The organism is Martinezella rhizogenes, from assembly GCF_007002745.1.
In the GTDB taxonomy this organism is placed as follows: domain Bacteria; phylum Pseudomonadota; class Alphaproteobacteria; order Rhizobiales; family Rhizobiaceae; genus Agrobacterium; species Agrobacterium cucumeris.
The window spans coordinates 132,709-152,566 of record NZ_SGNY01000008.1 but is presented as its reverse complement, the minus strand read 5'-3'; the positions used below and the strand labels follow the sequence as shown (position 1 = coordinate 152,566).

13 protein-coding genes are annotated in these 19,858 nt (G+C 58.7%); 8 read left to right on the top strand and 5 right to left on the bottom strand.

Features of this window, described 5'->3' with window-relative positions; translation table 11 throughout:
• Window positions 1–43: 43 nt before the first annotated feature.
• The 5 genes from EXN68_RS21195 (at window position 44) to EXN68_RS21175 (ending at window position 8,607) form a co-directional block, all read left to right on the top strand.
• Window positions 44–1,006, top strand: coding sequence for a rhizobiocin (locus EXN68_RS21195; protein ID WP_142842729.1), 963 nt, complete (start codon window positions 44–46; stop codon window positions 1,004–1,006).
• A 149-nt stretch (window positions 1,007–1,155) separates the two neighbouring features.
• Entirely contained in the window at window positions 1,156–2,205 is a 1,050-nt protein-coding gene (locus tag EXN68_RS21190) for an acyltransferase family protein (protein WP_142842728.1), read from the top strand.
• 384 nt (window positions 2,206–2,589) lie between these two features.
• Complete coding sequence (locus EXN68_RS21185; RefSeq protein ID WP_142842727.1) at window positions 2,590–3,786, top strand: polysaccharide biosynthesis/export family protein; 1,197 nt, start codon at window positions 2,590–2,592, stop codon at window positions 3,784–3,786.
• Between the two features lie 397 nt (window positions 3,787–4,183).
• A complete protein-coding gene (locus EXN68_RS21180; RefSeq protein WP_142842726.1) occupies window positions 4,184–5,470 on the top strand; it encodes an efflux RND transporter periplasmic adaptor subunit in 1,287 nt (428 codons plus the stop codon).
• Window positions 5,467–8,607 (top strand): efflux RND transporter permease subunit, encoded by a 3,141-nt coding sequence (locus EXN68_RS21175; RefSeq protein ID WP_142842725.1) that lies wholly within the window; start codon window positions 5,467–5,469, stop codon window positions 8,605–8,607. Before EXN68_RS21180 ends, EXN68_RS21175 begins: the two co-directional genes overlap by 4 nt.
• A 61-nt stretch (window positions 8,608–8,668) precedes the next feature.
• On the opposite strand, the gene EXN68_RS21170 is transcribed toward EXN68_RS21175, so the two are convergent.
• The 5 genes from EXN68_RS21170 to EXN68_RS21150 all read right to left on the bottom strand — a co-directional run bounded on the left by EXN68_RS21170 (window position 8,669) and on the right by EXN68_RS21150 (window position 16,201).
• On the bottom strand, window positions 8,669–9,244 hold the full coding sequence (locus tag EXN68_RS21170; RefSeq protein WP_142842724.1) for an invasion associated locus B family protein: 576 nt from the start codon (window positions 9,242–9,244) through the stop codon (window positions 8,669–8,671).
• Entirely contained in the window at window positions 9,244–13,383 is a 4,140-nt protein-coding gene (locus tag EXN68_RS21165) for an autotransporter domain-containing protein (RefSeq protein WP_142842723.1), read from the bottom strand. The genes EXN68_RS21170 and EXN68_RS21165 overlap by 1 nt, the downstream gene beginning before the upstream one ends.
• A gap of 237 nt (window positions 13,384–13,620) precedes the next feature.
• On the bottom strand, window positions 13,621–14,145 hold the full coding sequence (gene smoA / locus EXN68_RS21160; protein ID WP_142842818.1) for an NADH-dependent FMN reductase SmoA: 525 nt from the start codon (window positions 14,143–14,145) through the stop codon (window positions 13,621–13,623).
• 5 nt (window positions 14,146–14,150) lie between these two features.
• On the bottom strand, window positions 14,151–15,044 hold the full coding sequence (locus EXN68_RS21155; RefSeq protein WP_142842722.1) for an aldo/keto reductase: 894 nt from the start codon (window positions 15,042–15,044) through the stop codon (window positions 14,151–14,153).
• Complete coding sequence (locus EXN68_RS21150; protein ID WP_142842721.1) at window positions 15,044–16,201, bottom strand: LLM class flavin-dependent oxidoreductase; 1,158 nt, start codon at window positions 16,199–16,201, stop codon at window positions 15,044–15,046. The genes EXN68_RS21155 and EXN68_RS21150 overlap by 1 nt, the downstream gene beginning before the upstream one ends.
• 100 nt (window positions 16,202–16,301) lie before the next feature.
• Between EXN68_RS21150 and EXN68_RS21145 the strand changes: the two genes are divergently transcribed.
• The 3 genes from EXN68_RS21145 to EXN68_RS21135 all read left to right on the top strand — a co-directional run bounded on the left by EXN68_RS21145 (window position 16,302) and on the right by EXN68_RS21135 (window position 19,706).
• The gene (locus EXN68_RS21145; RefSeq protein ID WP_142842720.1) at window positions 16,302–17,006 is read left to right on the top strand and encodes a GntR family transcriptional regulator; all 705 of its coding nucleotides are present in this window, start codon (window positions 16,302–16,304) and stop codon (window positions 17,004–17,006) included.
• 335 nt (window positions 17,007–17,341) lie between these two features.
• Complete coding sequence (locus EXN68_RS21140; protein WP_142842719.1) at window positions 17,342–18,418, top strand: ABC transporter ATP-binding protein; 1,077 nt, start codon at window positions 17,342–17,344, stop codon at window positions 18,416–18,418.
• 52 nt (window positions 18,419–18,470) lie between these two features.
• Window positions 18,471–19,706, top strand: coding sequence for an ABC transporter substrate-binding protein (locus EXN68_RS21135; protein WP_142842718.1), 1,236 nt, complete (start codon window positions 18,471–18,473; stop codon window positions 19,704–19,706).
• Window positions 19,707–19,858: the final 152 nt, after the last annotated feature.

Sequence of the window (19,858 nt, the reverse complement as noted above, 5' to 3'; positions counted from 1 at the left end):
AATTTCAATTCATTTCAGTCTCAAAAATTTATAGGAGAGTAACATGGCATTAACTGTCACTTTCGGTAATGGCGGCGCTTCGACGGTTTCGTCGCTCACCAATCTCATCGATCAGGAAGCTTACAAGCTCCTCACGGAATCGACGACGCAGACCAAGAACGGCTCCTCGCTCAATTCCGGCGTCGTTGATGTCGGCGCCGTTTCGGTTCCCGGCAGCAGCGTGGGCGGCAAGGTCGATGTTGGATACGACACCAGCACCAACAGCTTCAATTTCGACGTGACGTCGGCATGGAACTCGGTGAAAAACGTTCTCGCCAAGTCCGACTCCGCAGAAAACCTTTCGTTCAAGGATTTCGTGCAGGTTGACGTTCACCTTGGCGGCACCACCGCTTCCAACGTTGAAGTTCTCAATGCCAAGCGTGGTAATATCTCCACCGGCTCGGGCAATGACACGGTCACCCTCTCACTTCTGTCGAACGACAAAGCCTGGGTAAACGCCTTCAACATCGACACCGGTGCCGGCAACGACACCATCATCGTCAAGGCCGGCTCTGCCCTTAATGATCTGTCTTCGGCGGGCGCAGGCGGCGTTGCTGCCGGCACCAATGTCGTAAACGGTGGCAAGGGCATCACCGACGGTAGCGCAACCTCTGTCACGATCAACGCTGGTGACGGCAACGACACGATCGATCTTAGCGGCGTCAAGCTCGCTTCGTCGCTGGTAACCGGTGGCAAGGGCATCGATCACATCATCGCCAGCGGCGGTGCCGATACTTTCGTGTTCAATCTCGGCGACATGGCCAAGAGCCTTGCCACCGACTCCATCAGTGGCTTCAACGCCAGCGTGGACAAGCTCAAGCTGGTTGGCACGACAATCTCGGACTGGACGCTGTCGACCTTCGGCGACGACACCGTCCTCGACTACCATGTGGACGGCGCGCACAAGGGTGAAAAGATCATCGTTTCAGGTGTTCACCTTACCGGCAGCGGCTGGTTCACCGCATAATTCTCTCAAAGAGAATTTGCATTAGCAGCGCCATTGCCTAAAATGATCGTGGTCCGGACCGTATATCCGGACCACGATTTTTTTGTCCTGAAATTTCTCATTCTCTTTTGAACTTTTAGATTTTATCAAAAACTTTTCAGAGCACCGACATGGAACAGAAAAAGTCGCGCGACAATAGTTATGATGTCGCCAAAGGCCTGTGCATGATCCTTGTGGTTTTCGGTCACGCGGAAAGGGGACTAAGCGTTTCCGGCGCACCACCGCAATTCAGCCTTCTGGGATTTGTCGACTACACGATCTATACTTTTCATATGCCGTTTTTTTTCTTCGTTTCGGGGCTGTTTTTCTCATCCGGCAAAACGACGGACCCCAGAGATTTCCTGGGCAAGCTGGGAAAAAATATCGCTTATCCCTATCTGTTCTGGTCGCTCCTGCACGGCAGCCTCATGGTTGCCATGGGGCGTCTCGGCCTCACAAATACGGTCATTGATTTTACCAGAATTCTCGAAATCCTGTGGAATCCGATCAGTCCCTTCTGGTTTCTCTACGCGCTGTTTTTCTGCCAGCTCGCATCCTTTGTTTTAACACAGCTATCCGCGATTGTCCGCCTGGCACTCGCACTCGTTGTTTTCACATTGCTTTATTCACTCGGCCATTCCGTCCTTTGGGATATCGCCTACGGCTTCGTGTATTTCACACTCGGCATCGTCGCGAAACAATATGGTTTTCAGCAGCGACTATACGATACGCGCTCATTTCTCGGACTGCTCGTAGCCTTTGCAATTTCAGCCTATTTGTCATGGCAAGCCGAGATTCCCGAAAGGCTCCCTTTTATCTCCGCTGTTCTCGGCATCTTTCTGGTGATCGCACTATCGCAAATTCTCGCGAGGAGCGAAAACGCGATATCGTCCGTATTTGAAACGCTTGGGAGACTGTCCGTCGGCATTTATGTCATGCACATCATCGCCATCGGCTTTGGCCGGGCTGTTGCAGTAAAACTGTTTCAGGTGACAGATATGGCAAGCCTTCTGGCAATCACGACAATCATTGGTGTTGCGCTGCCGGCCATCGTTCAAATGGCCGCCATCCGCCTTGGCATCCATGAGTGGCTGGCATTGCCCGCCTCGGCCCATAGAAGATCAAACGACATCACACCGTCTTTCGGACGCATCCGTAAAAAGCTGAAAAAACATTCGTAAAACAAATAATTACCAATTCGTGATATCAAGACATAAAGAAACTTCTCAAGCGTGACAAAACTGCACTAGCGCAATGCAGCAATCGAAGAGATTATGGCTCTGACTGAATATTAAAAGCAAAGACATCAACGCTCCTCTGAACCACGAATGTGCGCGATTGCAGCTTTCTGGCACAGATGATCGGTGAATGAACTTGAAGCATCGCCTGGAATTGGGCATATGCCTGATGCGGGCAGAAGCAGTTTCTAAATACGATTCTGCTTAAGGAATGTAATACCGGTGGAGTTTCCTTTACCGGCTCTGTTTATGACGTGTCTATTTTTTAAAAATTATACGATGTCCGGACTGTTTTACTTTTCGGACGAAATTCATTTTGAGGACCAAATGCGTTTATTGAATGTTTCGATTCTGCTCGCCTCCGCAGCACTGGCAGGCTGCACGGTCACAGCGGCGTCCGGGCCTGATGCGGCGTCAATCGAATCCAACGCTTCGGTCAAATTCGGTTCCAAGGACAAGCAGAAAACCGCAGGCGTGGACTACGCGCTGATCGACATAAACAGTTCCGTCCTGAATTATGTCGGCGATACCACGACGACGACCCTGCTCGGCAGCTTTGGCGGTGGCAAGGGCGGTGTGCCTGCGCTGCCAATGGGTGTCGGTGACGTGGTGCAGGTGGCGATCTTCGAAAGCCAGGCGGGTGGTCTGTTCATCCCGAGTGATGCGGGCAGCCGCCCCGGCAACTTTATCAGCCTGCCCAACCAGACGGTGGATCGGGAAGGCAATATCAGCGTGCCCTATGCCGGCAAGATCCGCGCGACCGGCCGCAATGTCGAGGATGTGCAGAGCGAAATCGAGGAGCGACTTGCCAACCGCGCCATCGAACCGCAGGTTCTCATCACCAAGATTTCCAGCCGTTCGGCGCAGGCTTCCGTGCTTGGCGATGTCAAGGAGCCGACAAAGGTCCAGCTGTCGGAAGCGGGCGATCGCGTTCTTGACGTGATCTCCTATGCCAAGGGCCTCAGCGCGCCCAATATCGAATCCTATGTAACGCTGATCCGCCGCGGCAAGACTGCGCGCGTCAACTATAATCACCTCGTCAGCACGCCGAGCGAGAACATCTATGTGGTTCCGGGCGACACGATCATGGTGGAGCGTGAGCGCCGCACCTATCTCGCCTTCGGCGCTTCCGGCCTCAACGGCCGTTTCGAATTCGAGGACGCCGATCTCAAGCTTTCGGATGCGCTCGGCAAGGCGGGCGGATTGCTCGATTCCCGCGCGGATCCGGCCCAGGTCTATGTCTATCGTACCGTCAAGCGCGAGCTTCTGGTTAAACTCGGCATCAATACGTCCAAATTCCCCGGCCAGGACGTTCCGGTCATCTTCCGCGCCAATCTGCGCGATCCGTCCACCTTCTTCGCCAGCACGAAATTCCCGATGCAGGATCGCGACATCATCTACGTCACGAATTCGCAGGCAACCGAACTTTACAAGTTCCTCGATCTCGTCGGCTCCGTTCCCGCAACGACGGGCAATGTGGCCGAGGATGTACTTGCGACGCGCAACGCCATCCGGGCCTTCTGACCCATGGCATCGCGCCGCTGACACCAAAGCCGCCCCGGAAACGAGGCGGCTTTTTTGGCTGAAACCATTAGCGGGAATTGTCTGCCGGTCAGGGTGCATATCGACGACATTCCGCTCCAGCAACTGACGGCACCGGTGAACACAGATGCTGATCTTGGAGGCAGAGTCCGAAGCCCAGGCAGCGGCTGTCGCGTGGCAAGCCGGCGACCGGCATCGGCCAAGAACCGCCACACCCCCTGCTCCGCAAGGCGTAGCGCCGTGGCCATTGTTGCCGCCATTACAAAAGTTTAAGGTGATTTCGCAGCGCAATGGGTATCTTCTGGGTGGCAAGCTGCTCCCAAGGCTTGCCGCACATGTTCGGGAAACATGTATCGCTCTCATTATGCGGAATCGTCAGATGAAACGTTTCTGGACCGCCCTCAGCGTTCTTGCCATCGCAGCCATCGGCGCGTGGTATTTCAAAGACCGCCTGCCGCTCGATCAAATTCCCTATCTCAAGCAATTCGCCAGCGTCTCGCAACAGACGACCCCTGCCACGGCTGATACCAGGGCGCAGCACGCACAAAACGGCCAGCCCGCCCAACAACAGAGCCAAAGACAGGGTGGCGGGCGGCGCAATGGCGGACCGCCCACCGTCAGCACCATCGCCGTCGACAAGGCGACGCTGCCGATGGATGCCATGGCGACAGGCTGGGCGGTTGCGGCCGATATTACCAATATCGCCCCGCTTCAGGCCGGTCTCGTCACGGAAATCGCGGCAAAGGACGGCCAGCATATCAAGGCCGGCGATCTGATCCTGAAAATGGATGACCGCATTGCCCGCGCCGCCGTCGATAAGGACAAGGCCAATATTGCCGCCGATCAGGCGACGCTCGATCAGGCCGAGGCGGCTTTCCAGCGGGCCGCCAATCTGGTCAAGCAGAATGCCGAAGCCCAGCAAGTGCTGGATCTGGCCAAGGCGGCGCGGGATTCGGCCAGCGCCAAGATCGGTGCTGACCGCGCGGCACTGGCCGCCGACCAGGTGACGCTCGAGAATATGGAAATCCGTGCGCCCTTTGACGGTCGGCTGGGCGATATCAGCGTCAGCCCCGGGGCTTATCTCAGCGCCGGCGTCAATATCGTGACGATCACGAAATATGACCCTATCGACGTCAGTTTCCGTCTGTCCCAACGTTACCTGCCGCAATTGCGCGAAGGCCTCGAGAAGGGCGCAACTGTGGATGTGGATCCAGCGGCAACCGGCGGTGAAGCCATGCAGGGCGTGCTGCGCTTTTACGACAATACGGTGGACCAGACCTCCGGCACCGTGCTGGTGAAAGCCGAATTCAAGAACGACCGCGGCCTTTTATGGCCCGGCCAGTCGGTCAACGTCACAGCCCACTTCGTCTCGGATGAAGAGATGATCGTCGTGCCGACGGTTGCGGTTCGGCCGGGACCGAAGGGAAGTTTCGTCTATACCGTCGATGAAAACCACCGTGTCCATATGACAACGGTCGAAGTCGCCCGTTCGAACGGCGATCTCACCGCCATCGCCAGCGGCCTGTCCGGTGGAGAACATGTCATCATCGAAGGCCAGTCGGAACTCGCCGATGGCCAGCAGGTTGTCGAGCAGTTTTCCGACAAGGGTGGCGCAGATGGCAATCTGGCCGCCAATGTTCCGCAGGAAAAGGCTGGCACCCCATGATCTCGAATTTCTGCATCAACCGGCCCGTCGCAACCACCCTTCTCGCCATCGGCCTCGTGCTGGCCGGGCTTGCCGGTTTCCGCCTGCTACCCGTCGCCGCACTGCCGAAGGTCGATTTTCCGACGATCAGCGTCTCGTCGTCGCTGTCAGGCGCTTCGCCGCAGACGATGGCCACATCGGTCACCACCCCGCTGGTCAAGCAGTTCGAGACCATTCCGGGCGTCAGCGAGATCAGCGCCACCAATACGTTGGGCAACAGCTCGATCGTGCTGCAATTCGATCTCAACCGCGATATCGATGCGGCGGCTGCCGATGTTCAGGCCGCGATTTCGCGGGCGCAGCGGCAATTGCCAAGCAACATGACGACGACGCCGAGCTACCGCAAGACCAACCCGGCCGATGCACCGGTGCTGTTGCTGGCCATCAACAGCAAGGAACTGCCAACCAGCAAGGTGGATGAGATCGCCGAAGATATCATCTCGCCGCTGCTTTCCACCATTTCCGGCGTCGCCCAGGTCAGTGTCTATGGGGCGCAGACCTATGCCGTGCGCATCGGCCTCGATCCGGCGCAGCTTCAGGCACGCGGGCTCGGCGTCGATACCGTTACCAATGCGATAGCGCAGGCGAATAATCAGGTACCCGTTGGCGCATTGCAGAACGACAACCAGCGCCTGACAATCGAGGCCGATACCCAGCGCACGGATGCCGCGGCCTTCCGTACCCTGGTCGTGGCGACGAATAACGGCGCAGCCATTCATCTCGGTGACATCGCCAATGTTACCGACAGCATCGACAACACCAATGCCGGCAGCTGGTTTGACGGCGAACAGGCGATCATCCTTGCCGTACAGCGACAGCCGGACGCCAATACCGTCGACGTTGTCGATGCCATCAAGGCCAAGCTGCCGGCACTTCGCCAGCAATTACCGCCCTCGGTGAACATCAACGTCATGAATGATGCCTCGACCGCCATCACGGATGCGATCTCCGATGTGCAGTTCACGCTTTTCCTCACCATCGGGCTGGTCGTCGCGGTCATCTATCTTTTCACCGGCCACCTGACGGCGACCATCATTCCAGGCCTTGCCGTACCCCTGTCGCTGATCACAGCCTTCGGCGCCATGTATGTGCTGGGTTACAGCATCGACAATATCTCACTGCTTGGCCTGACATTGTCCGTGGGGCTGGTGGTGGACGATGCCATCGTCATGCTGGAAAACATATTACGCCTGCATGAAAAAGGGCTGACCATGCGGGAAGCGGCCCTTCAGGGGGCAGCGGAAGTTAGCAATACCATCCTGTCCATGTCCATCTCGCTGGTCGCCGTGTTCATTCCCATCCTGTTGATGGGTGGGGTGATCGGCAGGCTCTTCAACGAATTCGGCATGGTCGTCACGCTCGCGATCATGGCCTCGGCGCTGGTGTCGCTGACGGTAACGCCGATGCTCGCCTCGCGCCTTTCCGGCAATTCGTCCAGACCGCCAGCCATCGTCCGGTGGTTCGATGCCGGTTTCGAGCGCACGCTGCGTGGTTATGGCCGTGCAGTCGGCTGGTGCCTTTCCCACCGCCGTGTGGTTCTGGCTTCGTTTCTGGCCTCGATTGCCGCCTCGCTCTATCTGTTCGAGACCCTGCCCTCCAGTTTCTTCCCGCAGGAGGATATTGGCCGTCTTTCCGTGTCGACGCAGGCGCGCGAGGATATTTCCTATACTGCGATGCGGGACCTTCAGGCACAGGTCGCCGACCAGATCCGCAAGAACCCGGCCGTTGTGCATGTCACCTCCATTGTCGGCGGCAACTCCCGCAATCCGCTGAACAATGGTTCGATGTTCGTTGAACTTAAGCCCAAGGAACAACGCGCGCCGCTCAGCCAGGTGCTGGCGGAACTGGGGCAGGCCACATCGAAAGTGGCCGGCATCCGCACCTATATCAATCCGCAGCAGAGCCTGCGTTTCGGCGGGCGCAGTTCCGCCAGCCAGTATCAGCTTGTCGTTCAGGGCCTGAATGCCGATACGACCAATGACTGGTCGAACAAGTTGATGGAAGCGATGCGCCGCGACCACACATTCACCGCCGTGACTTCCGACGCCCAGAACGGCGCCATCGCCGCGACGATTACCGTCGATCCGGAAAAAGCGGCCGCCTTCGGCATCACCAATGACCAGTTGCGCAAGACGCTGGAAATGTCCTTTGGCGGTTATACGGCGGCGCAAATCCAGTCGACCGGTGACAGCTATGATGTGATTGTGGAATTCGACAGTTCGAAACAGTGGAATGATGATTTCCTCAGCGATATCAATATTCTCTCGGCCAAATCTGGCGTTCTGGTTCCGCTTTCCAATTTTGCTGCCCTCACCCGCACCCAGGCACCGGTCACCATCAACCAGACAGGCCAGCTCGTTTCCACGACGATTTCCTTCAACCTGCCGGATGGGGTGGCGTTGTCCGATGCCACCAGCCGGATCGATCAGCTCAAGAGTACGATCGGCCTGCCGCAGGACGTTTTCACCAGCTATGGCGGCACGGCGGCAATCTTCCAGCAGAGCCAGGGCAATACCGGCATCCTCATTCTTGCGGCGGTGCTGACCATCTATGTGGTTCTCGGCGTTCTCTATGAGAGCTTCATTCACCCGCTGACCATTCTGTCCGGCCTGCCGGCAGCGGCCTTCGGCGCGCTGGTGGCGTTGAAGGTGATGGGCATGGATTTCTCGATCATCGCACTTATCGGCCTGTTGATGCTGATCGGTATCGTCAAGAAAAACGCGATCATGATGATCGACGTGGCGGTGGAACTGATGCGCGAAAAGGCCGAGCCGGCCGTCACCGCCATTCACGAAGCCTGCGTTCGCCGGTTTCGGCCGATCATGATGACGACCTTCTGCGCCTTGCTGGGCGCGCTGCCAATCGCGCTTGGCTCGGGTGCCAGTTCGGAACTGCGCCAGCCGCTTGGCGTCGCCGTGGTTGGCGGCCTTATCGTCTCGCAATTGCTGACGCTGTTCATCACCCCCGTTATCTTCGTGGAAATGGACCGGTTCGGCAACTTCCTCACCGGTCTGTTTTCCCGCAAGAAATCAACCGGCAAGCACGCCGAGCCACAAAAGCCGGAGGGTGAAGGCGAGCCTGATTCCGTCGCTGCCTAGATCGTTTTGATTTTACGCGTTGTCCGGACGTAAAAGCGTTTCCGCTTTTACTGGAAACGCTCTAACGCAGATTTGCGAGGCGCTTCAGAGCCTCGGAAAAACCCGCCGCCTGCAACTGGAACGACACCGTGCGGCCCTGCAGATCAGGGGCTTCAATCGTCAATGTCTTTCCCGCCTCAAGCGCCGAGACAAGCTCGACAAAGGGCGTGAAGGACACGATGCAGCCGACGGGCAGGCAGGTGCTGACCTGCACTTCCTGCAGCCGCACAGTTCCGGATTTCACCGAAAACAACTTTGTGACGGCAAGGCCGAAAGGCATGACGATGGTGCCGGACAATTTGTCCGGTATTTTCGGATCATCAATCCGGAATTCGACCGAGACGACAAGCTTGCGGGTTTTCTCCTCAAGCTGCACCTGGGCTATGGCGCAGGCCGGCTTTTCCGCCGCCACTGAAGCGTTCGGGTTGGCCTCGTCGTTTTCCGCTGGTGCCGCGCAGGCGAGCTGCCAGCTTCCATAAACCTCGTGCATGGGCCCAGCAACCTTCGCTGCCTCCTGCGCAAGCGCACTCGCTGCAACACTGGCGAAGAGGAAGGCAGCGAGGGCTGTCTTCCCAACCAAGTTTTGACCACGCCTCATCAAAAACGGACTCCCAGTTCGGCAGAGGCGGATTGATCCAGCATGCCTGCTCCGAAAACAGCGCCATAACGGAATGTCAAAGTGGCGGCAGGATTGAGGTCGTAGCGCAGTCCCAGATTGATCAACGCCAAATCCTGCGCCATCGCCGCACTTGTAACGGAAAAGCCTTGGCCGCCCGCGTAGAACAAGGTGCTCTCAACCGCCGGATCGCCATAGGCATGACGCCAGCCAATATCGAACATCGCCTGCCCAATCATACCCTCAAATGCGATATCACGGCTGAAACGCGCACCAAGCGTCGAATAAAGCTGGTCATGACTGGCGGAGCCGGAAGAAACGGCGGCCATGCCGCCCTTCTCGCCGAAGGCATCCGACCGTGTGTTCACATAGCTGATATTGGCATAGGGCTCAAACTGGACGTGATCAAAATCGAAACGCCAGGCGGCCTCGGCAAAGACCTGCGTGGTGGAGGCGTCATAGCCGGCGGTCAGATTTTCCTGCAATGTCGAAAACGACACCGCCCGGCGGGTTTCGACGTCCTGAAAAGCGTGGATCGCTCCGAGGCGCAGCGAGGCCGGGCCAATTGCCCCGCCCGCATAGGCAGCCGCATAATAGCTGTCCACATCCGCCGACGCCAAAAAAGACTTCTGGCTGATGACATCACGGCCATAACCGGCAGCAACACCGGCGCGCCAACCGTCGCCCCAATCACCATCGAGACCAAAAAAGACGCCGCCACCCTTCATACTGACCGACGAGCCGTTGCCATCGCCATCGATATGTCCGCGCGACCCGAAACCATTGGACCAGAAAGTGAGGGAGCCTTCATCGATATTCATCGGATCCGATGCACCCACCCTTTCGACAGCGGGCAGGATCGGACGCGCATCAATACCCCTGAAGGCGCTGCGCAACCGGTTGAGAATAACGTCGCGGGTCAACTGACTGCGGTTTATCAATGCCATGGCAAGTGAAGGATGCAGTTCACCGGCAAGCTGTGAGAAGGCGGATTGCGTTTCGCCGTCCTGCAGAAACAACGCCGCCTGATAAAGCGAGGAAGCCTCCCCAAGCGCCTCGACGGCCTTGGCGGCGCTGCGCGCGTTATCCGACGATGTTGCAGCAGCAAAAAGCCCGTTCTCCGATGATGCCCGATTGAAGGAAAGATAGGCGTTGCCGTTATCTGCGCTCTTTGTGACACTCGCAATTACGTAAGCGAAATTATCATCCACACCGGAAAATGTGCCAACAATACCGCCCGTCGCCGTCAGGATTCGATATTGGGTGTCGAGACTGTAGGCCGTATAGTTTGAAAGCGGTGTGACGACGAGACGGACATTGTTATCGATGGTGATGGCGCCATTGACATCAAGCCTGTCGGAACTGCCTGATGCGTCGATTTCGACCGCATAGGCCGAGCCGCTGGCGAATGTCACATCGCCCGTGGAGGTGAGCGTGCCGATGGAATTGCCGGGCGAAAGCGTGCCGCCCGAGGCGACGGTCACGCCGCCGATGGTGCCGGACCCGCCGAGCACCGCACCGCCGCCGACCGAAACCACGCTTGTGAGTGATCCATTGACGCTGAGCTTGCCCGACGAGACCTCGGTGGGGCCTGAATAGGTGCTGTTTCCGGAAAGGACCAGATTGCCCTCACCGGTCTTTTCGAAAGCACCGGTGCCGCTGACGACGTTCGAAAACGTGCCGGCACCATCTACGGCGAGTTTCGCATTATTGACGATGTTCCCCGAGCCGAAGCTTTTTGCGGTTCCCGTCAGCGTGCCGGCCGAAACAGTGGTGCCGCCGGAATAGCTGTTGTCGCCGGCGAGAAGGAGATTGCCGGTGCCCGTCTTTTCAAACGAGCCGGAACCGCTGATGACATTGGAAAGCCTACCGGCCCCATCCACGATAAGCTGCGCATTATTGGCGATCTCGCCCGAACCGAAACTGGTGGCGGCTCCCTTCAGCGTGCCGCCCGAAATCACCGTGCCGCCGGAATAGCTGTTGTTGCCGCTGAGCGTCGTGACGCCGTTTTCGGCATTGATCCGGCCAGCGCCGAAAATATCCGCGGAAAGTTCGTAGTCGCTTTCCGAGTGGTTGAGGACGATGCTGCCGTTGCCGGAACCGAAGGCAATCACATTCGCCTCAACCTCCCCGGCAGAACGCGCCGTCTGCCCGGCGGCAGCGCCGATATTCAAAACGCCGGTGGAACCCGCCGCCGATGCGATCACGATGGTCGCCGCGGCAAGGGAACTGCCGCCCGTCACCTCCACCATGCCACTGCCGCTTTTCCCGATAACGAGGGTGTTGCCGATTTCTGCGTGTGACCCCACCCCGACGACCTGCAATGCACCGTCCGAACCGGCCTCCGCGCCGAGAAAAAGCTGATTGGCATTCAGGGAAGCGCCATTGAACACCGTTACGGAGCCGCTGCCGGAGCGGCCGATATTCATGGAGCCGGAACCGGCAAGGTTGTTATCGACCGCAACCGTGACATTCGAACCGGTGCCTTCGATGGTCATTGTGCCGGACGAACCGGCAAGTTCGCCCAGGGTTATCTGCCGTGCCTCAATGCCGCCGCCGGTACTGACCACCACCTCTCCCTCGGCATCATTCTGATATCCGACGAAAAGGGTCTTCGCCACCGTCCAGCTCGATCCGCCGCCGTCGACGATCACGGAAGATCTCGAACCGCTAAGTGTTGCGACATAACCGGTATCGCTGTCGACGGAGCCGCCCGCATCGATCTGCAGCGAGCCCTCGCCGGCATTGCCGACATGGAGATTTCCGGAGTTTTGCAGGGCGCTCCCCGAACCGGAGATACTGGCGGAGCCGACGCCGCCGGCATTTACCCCGAGAACCGTATCAACCGCTTCGACAAGCCCGCCGCCGGTTATTGTCAGCCGGCCTGTGCCGTTGACGCCAACGCCGAGACTGCCGCTGCCGACCGTCCATGCGGAACCGCTGCCATCCACGCCAACATTACCCGTCGCACCCGCGGCATTGCCGAGACGCGCGGATGTACTGTCCACCGCGCCTCCCGTCTTCACATTCAGCGTGCCATAACCAGCCGTTCCCACCGGGTCTGACGCATCGCCGCCAATCTGCAAATCACCCATCGTCCATTGCGTGCCGCCGCCGGTTACATCCACCACGGCAATCGAATGGCGGCCGATGGTGACGGCGCCGCTGGTGACGGTCGCGGCGGTGCCGACAGCCATAGTGGCCGCGCCCTCATCGCCGACAACCAATGTGCCCTGAGTTTCCAATACGGAACCAGCGCCATCTATCCTGAGCCCACTTCCATCCGATGACCCCAGATTGCCAATGACCGTTTTGCCCTGGCTGATCACCACGCCCCCGCCAGCGATGGAGAAAGAGGCTAGCCCGCCACCGCCGATGATCATATCGCCGGAGCCTGTCACTGTGCTGCCGGCACCCTCCACGGATACGGTCCCCATGGAGCCAACTCCGTTGGCGACAACCAGTCCGCCGGTGGTAAACTCGCTTGCGCCCAGCACCTCCAGCAAACCGAAGCCGCCATAACCCACGAAAACGGTGCCGGAATTGTCAAAGCTGGACGAATTGTCCAATTTGACGGTGCCATATCCCAACCCGTCCTTACCGACGTAGATATTTCCCGCAGACGTGGCCGAACTTCCACTAAGTGAAAGCTCACCGACGCCGCTTCCGCCCACGGTTATATCGCCGGTATTAGACCAGGTTCCTCCCGAAAAGTTCAATTTTCCGGTAACGCCGGCGTTGTAGCCAATGTCGCTCCCGACTGTCGTCAGGCCACCATTGACTGAAAGCGAGCCATCGGTGTCGATCCCGATCAACAGATCTGAGATATCGGCATGCTTCCCCGCTGCAATCGTCGGCCCCGCGGAATTGAAGCCGGCAGTATCGTTTGGTCCGGGAACGCGCGTATAGCCGTACCAGTTGGAGGGCAAGAACCAGTCGTCCGTCGATGATCCAACCCAGACGATCGTCTCCGCCAGCGCGGGTGACGCGAATGCGGCGGAAAACATCAGGGCAAAAAGGCTCGTCGAGCCACGCAGAGAGCACCAGGATACGGGCGCTGGCTTCAAGGGCGCCTTCTGCGGATCTTTCTCTTCAGAAACACCACAGAACCAACCGGACATCCAAGCTCCCTCACCGGCGCATTACGCCGCCCTGCCCTGACCGGCGAATCACTGTTTCAAACAAATCAATTAGCCCACTCTGAAAGATAATTGATAGTATAAACAGCATAAAAATTGCTCTGAACGTCTGCGTAAATATAAAATGGAGCGTGACAGGCACGCTCCATGAAATAGTTGGAAAGATTGCTTGAGCAGCGGAATTTTTGCCGAAAACCGAAGCGGAAACGGCAGTTTCTACTACTGCCGGGAAAACCGCCCAAAGGCTCCGCCTGAAAAGCACAGGGGATCGCCATCACGGTGTGCGGCGCGCAAAACCTCGCCGACGATGATGGTGTGGTCGCCCGCATCATGGGCGGCGGCCTGCCGGCATTCAAACCGGGCGAGCGTTCCGGGAATGACCGGCACACCCTCATCGTTCAATTCCCAGTCCAGATCGTCAAAGGCACGGCCATTGCGGGTGAAGCGGGCGCTCAGCACGTCCTGATCGGCGCTCAGCACATGAATGGCGAAATGGGTGGCACCGCTGAAGGCCTGATAACGCGACGAGTTTTTGGCAGGCGACCACAGCACCAGCGGCGGATCAAGCGATACCGACGCGAAGCTGTTGACCGTCATGCCGATCGGTCCGTCCGGCGTCGTTGCCGTCACAACCGTAACCCCCGTCGTGAAGGCGCCGAGCGCGTTGCGAAAGCTGCGGCTGTTCTCGCCGCCAGGAACGAATACATGCTCATTGGGCATTTTGATCGCCTCTGCCATTGCCACTGTCATCACGGCACCTCGTTTCCGATTGCGAGTGTATAAAGCTCAAACCATGTCTGGCGGTCGATCGTGACGCGCAGGGCGTCAGCCGCCGTTTTAATGCGCTCGATATTGTTGGTGCCGAGCACCGGCACGATCTTGGCCGGATGGCGCAAAAGCCAGGCGATGGCGACAGCGGTAGCATCCACGCCCTGCTCTTTGCCGATGCGCTGCAGCGCCGCCATCGTTCCACCATGGGCGCCGGAAAATAGCGAGCCGCCGCCAAGCGGTGACCAGGCCATCGGCGAAACGCGCTTTTCCTGCAGGAAGGCGAGATCGCCATTGGTGAAACTATCCGTGGCAAGCAGGCTCATTTCGATCTGGTTCGTCACCAGCCGGTTTTTCATGGCCGATTGCAGCAGCGAGAAATCCCATGGCCGGAAGTTGGAGACACCAACGGCCTTCACCTTGCCCGACGCGACCAGTGCGTCGAGCGCCTTGCCGGTTTCCTCCGCATCAACAAGCGGATCAGGGCGATGAATGAGCAGGAGATCGACATAATCGGTTCCCATGTCGCGCAGCGACGCCTCGACCGAGGCATTGATATGGCCTGCCGTCGTATCATAGTGCTTGACGCGGGCGGCGGAATGCCGGCCGGCCGGTGCGACGATGCCGCATTTGGTGACGATCTCTATTTTGTCGCGCAGTCCCGGAGCAGCCTTGAGGCCGTTACCCAGAATGGCTTCCGCCGTGTATCCGCCGTAAATATCGGCCTGATCCATGGTGGTGATGCCCTGCGCCAGGCAGGCTTCGATCTTGGCCTGCACATGGGCGGGCGAAGTGTCCTTATCGTCGCCGATGCGCCACATGCCATAAACGATGCGGCTGAGTTCGAGTTTGTCGGAAAGAGCGATGCGTTCCATCAGTGGCGTTCCCCGTTGCCGAGCGGCGTGGCAGGCGTTTCAGAAGGTACCCGGCCGTAAGCATGCGGCAGGGAGCAGGTTTTCATCTGCGGCAGAACCTTGGTGCCGAAGTGTTCCGCCTCATCAATATGCGGATAGCCGGAAAGAATGAAGGCGCGAATGCCCATCTTCTGGTATTCCTCCAGCGTCGACAGAACCTGATCCGTCGAACCGACGAGAGCCGCACCACAGCCGGAGCGCGCCCGACCGATGCCGGTCCACAGATTGGGTTCGACATAACCGAACTTGTCAGCCAGTTCGCGGGCACGCGCCTGATGCGACACGCCGAGCGAGCCACTGTCATGGGCGCGGTTGCGGATCAGCTGGCCATATTCGTCATCAAGCTTCGAGACGAGATGCTCCGCATATTCGCGGGCTTCCTGTTCGGTATCGCGCACCACCATGTGGACGCGCAGGCCGTAATCCAGCGTGCGGCCATGGGCGGCTGCACGTTCATTGGCGGCGCGCATGCGGTCCGTCAGCTGGTCCTTCGTTTCCGGCCACATCAGATAGACGTCACACTGCGCGCCACAGAGTTCCAGCGCATCCGGCGAATAACCGCCGAAATAAAGCAGCGGTCCGCCATTCTGCTGGTAAGGCCGTGCCGGCTCGGTGGAGACGCCCTTGAACTGGTAGATTTCACCGTCATGGTCGATGGTGTCCCGCGTCCAGGCCTGACGCAGGATCTCAACGACCTCGTGACTGCGCTTGTAACGAAACGCACTATCGGCCACTTCTCCGGGAAAATCGGAGCTGATGACGTTGAGCGTCAGGCGGCCCTTCAGCATGTGGTCGAGCGTCGCCACAGTGCGCGCCAGCATGATCGGCTGCATCTCGCCGCAGCGGATGGCCGCGAGGAAATTGATGCGGTCACTGATCGGCGCACAGCCTGCAACGAAGCTCAGCGTATCCTGCCCGACCTGATAGGATGACGGGCAGAGGATGTTGCGGAAACCGAGTTCCTCGGCCTTTTTGACGATATCGGAGCAATGGTCGAAGCTGGAGCGCAGGCTGCCGTCTGGCACGCCCAGATAGGCGTAATCATCGGAGCACAAAGCGGAAAACCAGGAGACCTCGGCAGCATCGAGATCAGCGGATGTAACGGGTACGACGGTCATGCAATTCCTCCTCAGGGCCGCTCTTGTTTTTCTTGCATAACATCAAGAAATATGTAAATCAATGATGTATCAATTTTTGTTTCGGGGAGGAAATGGCATCATGAAAAACACTGGCGGCAGCCTGCCCATGTATCTGCAGATCGCCGAAATGCTGGTGCGCGAGGTGGCGGCGGGCCGGCTGATCGATGGCGAAAAGCTGGCGCCTGAGCGTGATATGGCGGCCGATCTCGGCATTGCCGTCGGCACGCTTCGCAAGTCACTCGCCGAATTGCAGGAGCGCGGCCTGCTGGAGCGCGTGCAGGGTTCGGGCAACTACATCCGTGCCGTCAGCGATCCGCAAAGCGTTTACGCCTTCTTCCGCCTCGAGATGATCGAGGGCGGCGGCCTGCCGACGGCGGAGGTTCTGGATGTGGCGCGGCTTGCCAAACCCGCCGCCCTGCCCGCTTTCGGCACGTCCGCCGAAGGGCATCGCATTCGCCGCCTCCGGCGCATTGCCGGAAAACCGGCGGCCATCGAGGAAATCTGGCTTGATGGTTCTTATGTCGACACGATCGCCATCGAGAACATGTCGGAATCCCTCTATCTTTATTATCGCACCCGTCTCAATCTCTGGATCTCGAAGGCGGAAGACCGCATCGATCTGGGCGACGTACCCGACTGGGCACCCGAGGCCTTCGGCCAGAAGCCGGGCGCGCCGGTGCCGCGCGTGCTGCGTCTCAGCCAGGCGCAGGATGGCGCGGTGGCCGAAGTTTCATGGACATGGTTCGACCATACGGTTGCCCGCTACGTTTCTCGCATACGTTGAGATCGCCGCATATTCGCGTGATCTACATGGAGGCAAGAATTTGACGGGAGGCAAGGAAGCGACGACCTGCCTTGCGGCGAGTTTCGCCACTATATTTCTTTAAATCAACGACTTAATAGTTTTTGATTTCTGTCAGAAATAAAATTGATACACTATTGATTTCCTTTTTGTGAAAGGTAATATCACGGAATTAGGGAGACAGGCGTTTCGCCATCCCACGCTATCGCCGGATAATCGGAACAGATTTTCGACAGAGCGATACGTGGAACTTGAAGGTTGATACCGGCTTTTGCGTCCATCGGGATTTTGGACGCGTCGGTTGTGAGGAGGAAAATATGGCTTCAGTCAGCCTGCGCAAGCTGGATAAGAGTTACGGTGCCCTGCGCATCGTCAAGGGCATCGACCTTGAAATCAACGACGGTGAATTCGTGGTGTTCGTCGGCCCTTCCGGCTGCGGCAAATCCACGACGCTGCGTATGGTCGCGGGTCTGGAAAGCATCAGCGGCGGGGAGGTCATGATCGGTGACCGTGTCGTCAACAGGCTGCCGCCGCGCGAACGCGACATCGCCATGGTGTTTCAGGATTATGCGCTTTATCCGCACAAGACCGTGCGCGAAAACATGGGTTTCAGCCTGAAGGTGCGCGGCGTGAGCGCTTCGCAGGCCAATGCCAGCATCGATGAGGCGGCAAAGATGCTCGGCATCGAGCATCTGCTCGACCGCCGGCCCGGCCAGCTTTCCGGCGGCCAGCGCCAGCGTGTGGCCATGGGCCGCGCCATCGTGCGCCGCCCGCAGGTGTTTCTGTTCGACGAGCCGCTTTCCAACCTTGACGCCAAACTCCGCGGACAGGTGCGCACGGAAATCAAGCGGCTGCACCAGCAGCTCGGCACGACGATCATCTATGTCACCCATGACCAGGTGGAGGCCATGACGCTCGCCGACCGCATCGTCATTCTGCGTGGCGGCGATATCGAGCAGGTCGGCACGCCGGACGAGGTCTATAACCGTCCGGAAAGCGTCTTTGTCGGCGGTTTCGTCGGTGCACCCGCCATGAATTTCGCCCGCGCCAGGGTAAACGGCGACCGGCTGACATTTTCCGACGGCAATTCTCTGCCGATGGCGGCCATCCGGCCAGCCCGCGAAACTGGCCTCGAAGGGCGCGAAGTCATTGTCGGCATTCGCCCGGAACATTTCGGCCCCGCCGAGGGCTTCGATACGCAGCTTGCGGTCAAGGTACAGGTGGTGGAGCCGCTGGGTTCCGATACGCTCGTCCATTTCAGCCTCGGCGATGCGGCGCTGACCGCCAGAATGCCGCCGCAGCTTCGCCCGGCGCCGAACGAGGAGCTTAAGATCGGGCTCGATCCGTCCAAGGTTCATCTTTTCGACGCCGCGACGGAGCGCTCTATCCACTGATTGCCGGGCGTGGAAACGCTGCGGCCAACGGGTTTAATAACGGGAGGAACACATGAAATTCAAAGCTATAACCAGGGCAGCGCTCTGCGCAACCATGCTCACTTTCTCGGGACAGGCCTTTGCCGATGCCGAACTGAAAGTTTTCGTTTCCAGCCAGCATCAGCCGGATGTCTGGCGCAAGGCGCTCGATCAATATGAGGCGAAGACGCCGGGCGTGAAGGTTGTCATCGAGACAGGCGGCAACACCTCGGAAATGCAGGCGCAATATCTCAACACCGTGATGTCGGCGAAGGATTCTAGCCTCGACGTGCTGATGCTCGACGTCATCCGTCCGGCGCAATTCGCCACCGCCGGCTGGACCAGCGATTTCTCCGGCAAGGACATGTCCGCTTATCTGCCGACCTATGCCGAAGCCAACACCGTGGACGGCAAGATCGTGGCATTGCCCGCCTTCGCCGACTCCATGTTCCTTTATTACCGCAAGGACCTGCTGGACAAATACGGCATTCAGCCGCCAACCACCTGGGACGAGCTGAAGGAAGCATCCAAGAAGGTGATGGAGGGTGAAAAGAACCCCGAGCTTCAAGGCCTGTCCTTCCAGGGCAAGGCGATCGAAGGCGCGGTCTGCACCTTCCTCCTGCCCTATTGGAGCGAGGGCAAGTCGCTGGTCGAAAACGGCAAGCTGAACTTCGATAACCAGGCAGCCGTGGATTCGCTGAAGCTCTGGAAGAGCTTTGTCGATGAAGGCATTTCCAAGAAGAACATTTCCGAAGTCGCGACCGACGACACCCGCAAGGAATTCCAGGCCGGCAAGGTTCTCTTCGCCGTCAACTGGTCCTACGCCTGGACGCATTTCCAGGGCAAGGAATCGCAGGTGAATGACAAGGTTGGCGTCGCGCGCCTGCCGGCCGTCAAGGGCGGCGAGCAGACAACCTGCCTCGGTGGCTGGGAATTCGGCGTTTCCGCCTATTCCAAGCAGCAGGATGAAGCCAAGAAGCTGGTGGAATATCTCTCCGGTCAGGATGTGTCGAAGTTCATGGCCATCAACGCCACGCTGCTGCCGACATATGCCGCGCTTTACAAGGATGCCGACGTGACCAAGGCAATCCCGTGGTTCGCCGACGCCCTGCCCGTGGTTGAAACCGCCAAGGCCCGTCCCGTGACGCCGCGTTACAACGAGGTCAGCGAGACGATCCGCACCACCGTCAACGGCGTACTTGCCGGCGTCATGACGCCGGAGGACGGCGCAAAGCAGATGGAAAGCCGTCTGCGGCGCGTGTTGCGCTAAACTTCAAGGCCGGAAAGCGGCGTGGTTTCATGCCCTTTCCGGCTGCTTCGACGGACAGGAATAAACGCGCCCGGGCGGTGCGATAAACGGACCGGGTATGAACCGGTCCGATCGGGAGACGATGACGTGAATCCAGTTGCGGGAGTGGCAGG

Bases quoted from the DNA above. Each gene is read 5' to 3' on its own strand.
- EXN68_RS21195 (WP_142842729.1), top strand. From the start codon at position 44: ATGGCATTAACTGTCACTTTCGGTAATGGCGGCGCTTCGACGGTTTCG.
- EXN68_RS21190 (WP_142842728.1), top strand. From the start codon at position 1,156: ATGGAACAGAAAAAGTCGCGCGACAATAGTTATGATGTCGCCAAAGGC.
- EXN68_RS21185 (WP_142842727.1), top strand. From the start codon at position 2,590: ATGCGTTTATTGAATGTTTCGATTCTGCTCGCCTCCGCAGCACTGGCA.
- EXN68_RS21180 (WP_142842726.1), top strand. From the start codon at position 4,184: ATGAAACGTTTCTGGACCGCCCTCAGCGTTCTTGCCATCGCAGCCATC.
- EXN68_RS21175 (WP_142842725.1), top strand. From the start codon at position 5,467: ATGATCTCGAATTTCTGCATCAACCGGCCCGTCGCAACCACCCTTCTC.
- EXN68_RS21170 (WP_142842724.1), bottom strand. From the start codon at position 9,244: ATGAGGCGTGGTCAAAACTTGGTTGGGAAGACAGCCCTCGCTGCCTTC.
- EXN68_RS21165 (WP_142842723.1), bottom strand. From the start codon at position 13,383: ATGTCCGGTTGGTTCTGTGGTGTTTCTGAAGAGAAAGATCCGCAGAAG.
- EXN68_RS21155 (WP_142842722.1), bottom strand. From the start codon at position 15,044: ATGGAACGCATCGCTCTTTCCGACAAACTCGAACTCAGCCGCATCGTT.
- EXN68_RS21150 (WP_142842721.1), bottom strand. From the start codon at position 16,201: ATGACCGTCGTACCCGTTACATCCGCTGATCTCGATGCTGCCGAGGTC.
- EXN68_RS21145 (WP_142842720.1), top strand. From the start codon at position 16,302: ATGAAAAACACTGGCGGCAGCCTGCCCATGTATCTGCAGATCGCCGAA.
- EXN68_RS21140 (WP_142842719.1), top strand. From the start codon at position 17,342: ATGGCTTCAGTCAGCCTGCGCAAGCTGGATAAGAGTTACGGTGCCCTG.
- EXN68_RS21135 (WP_142842718.1), top strand. From the start codon at position 18,471: ATGAAATTCAAAGCTATAACCAGGGCAGCGCTCTGCGCAACCATGCTC.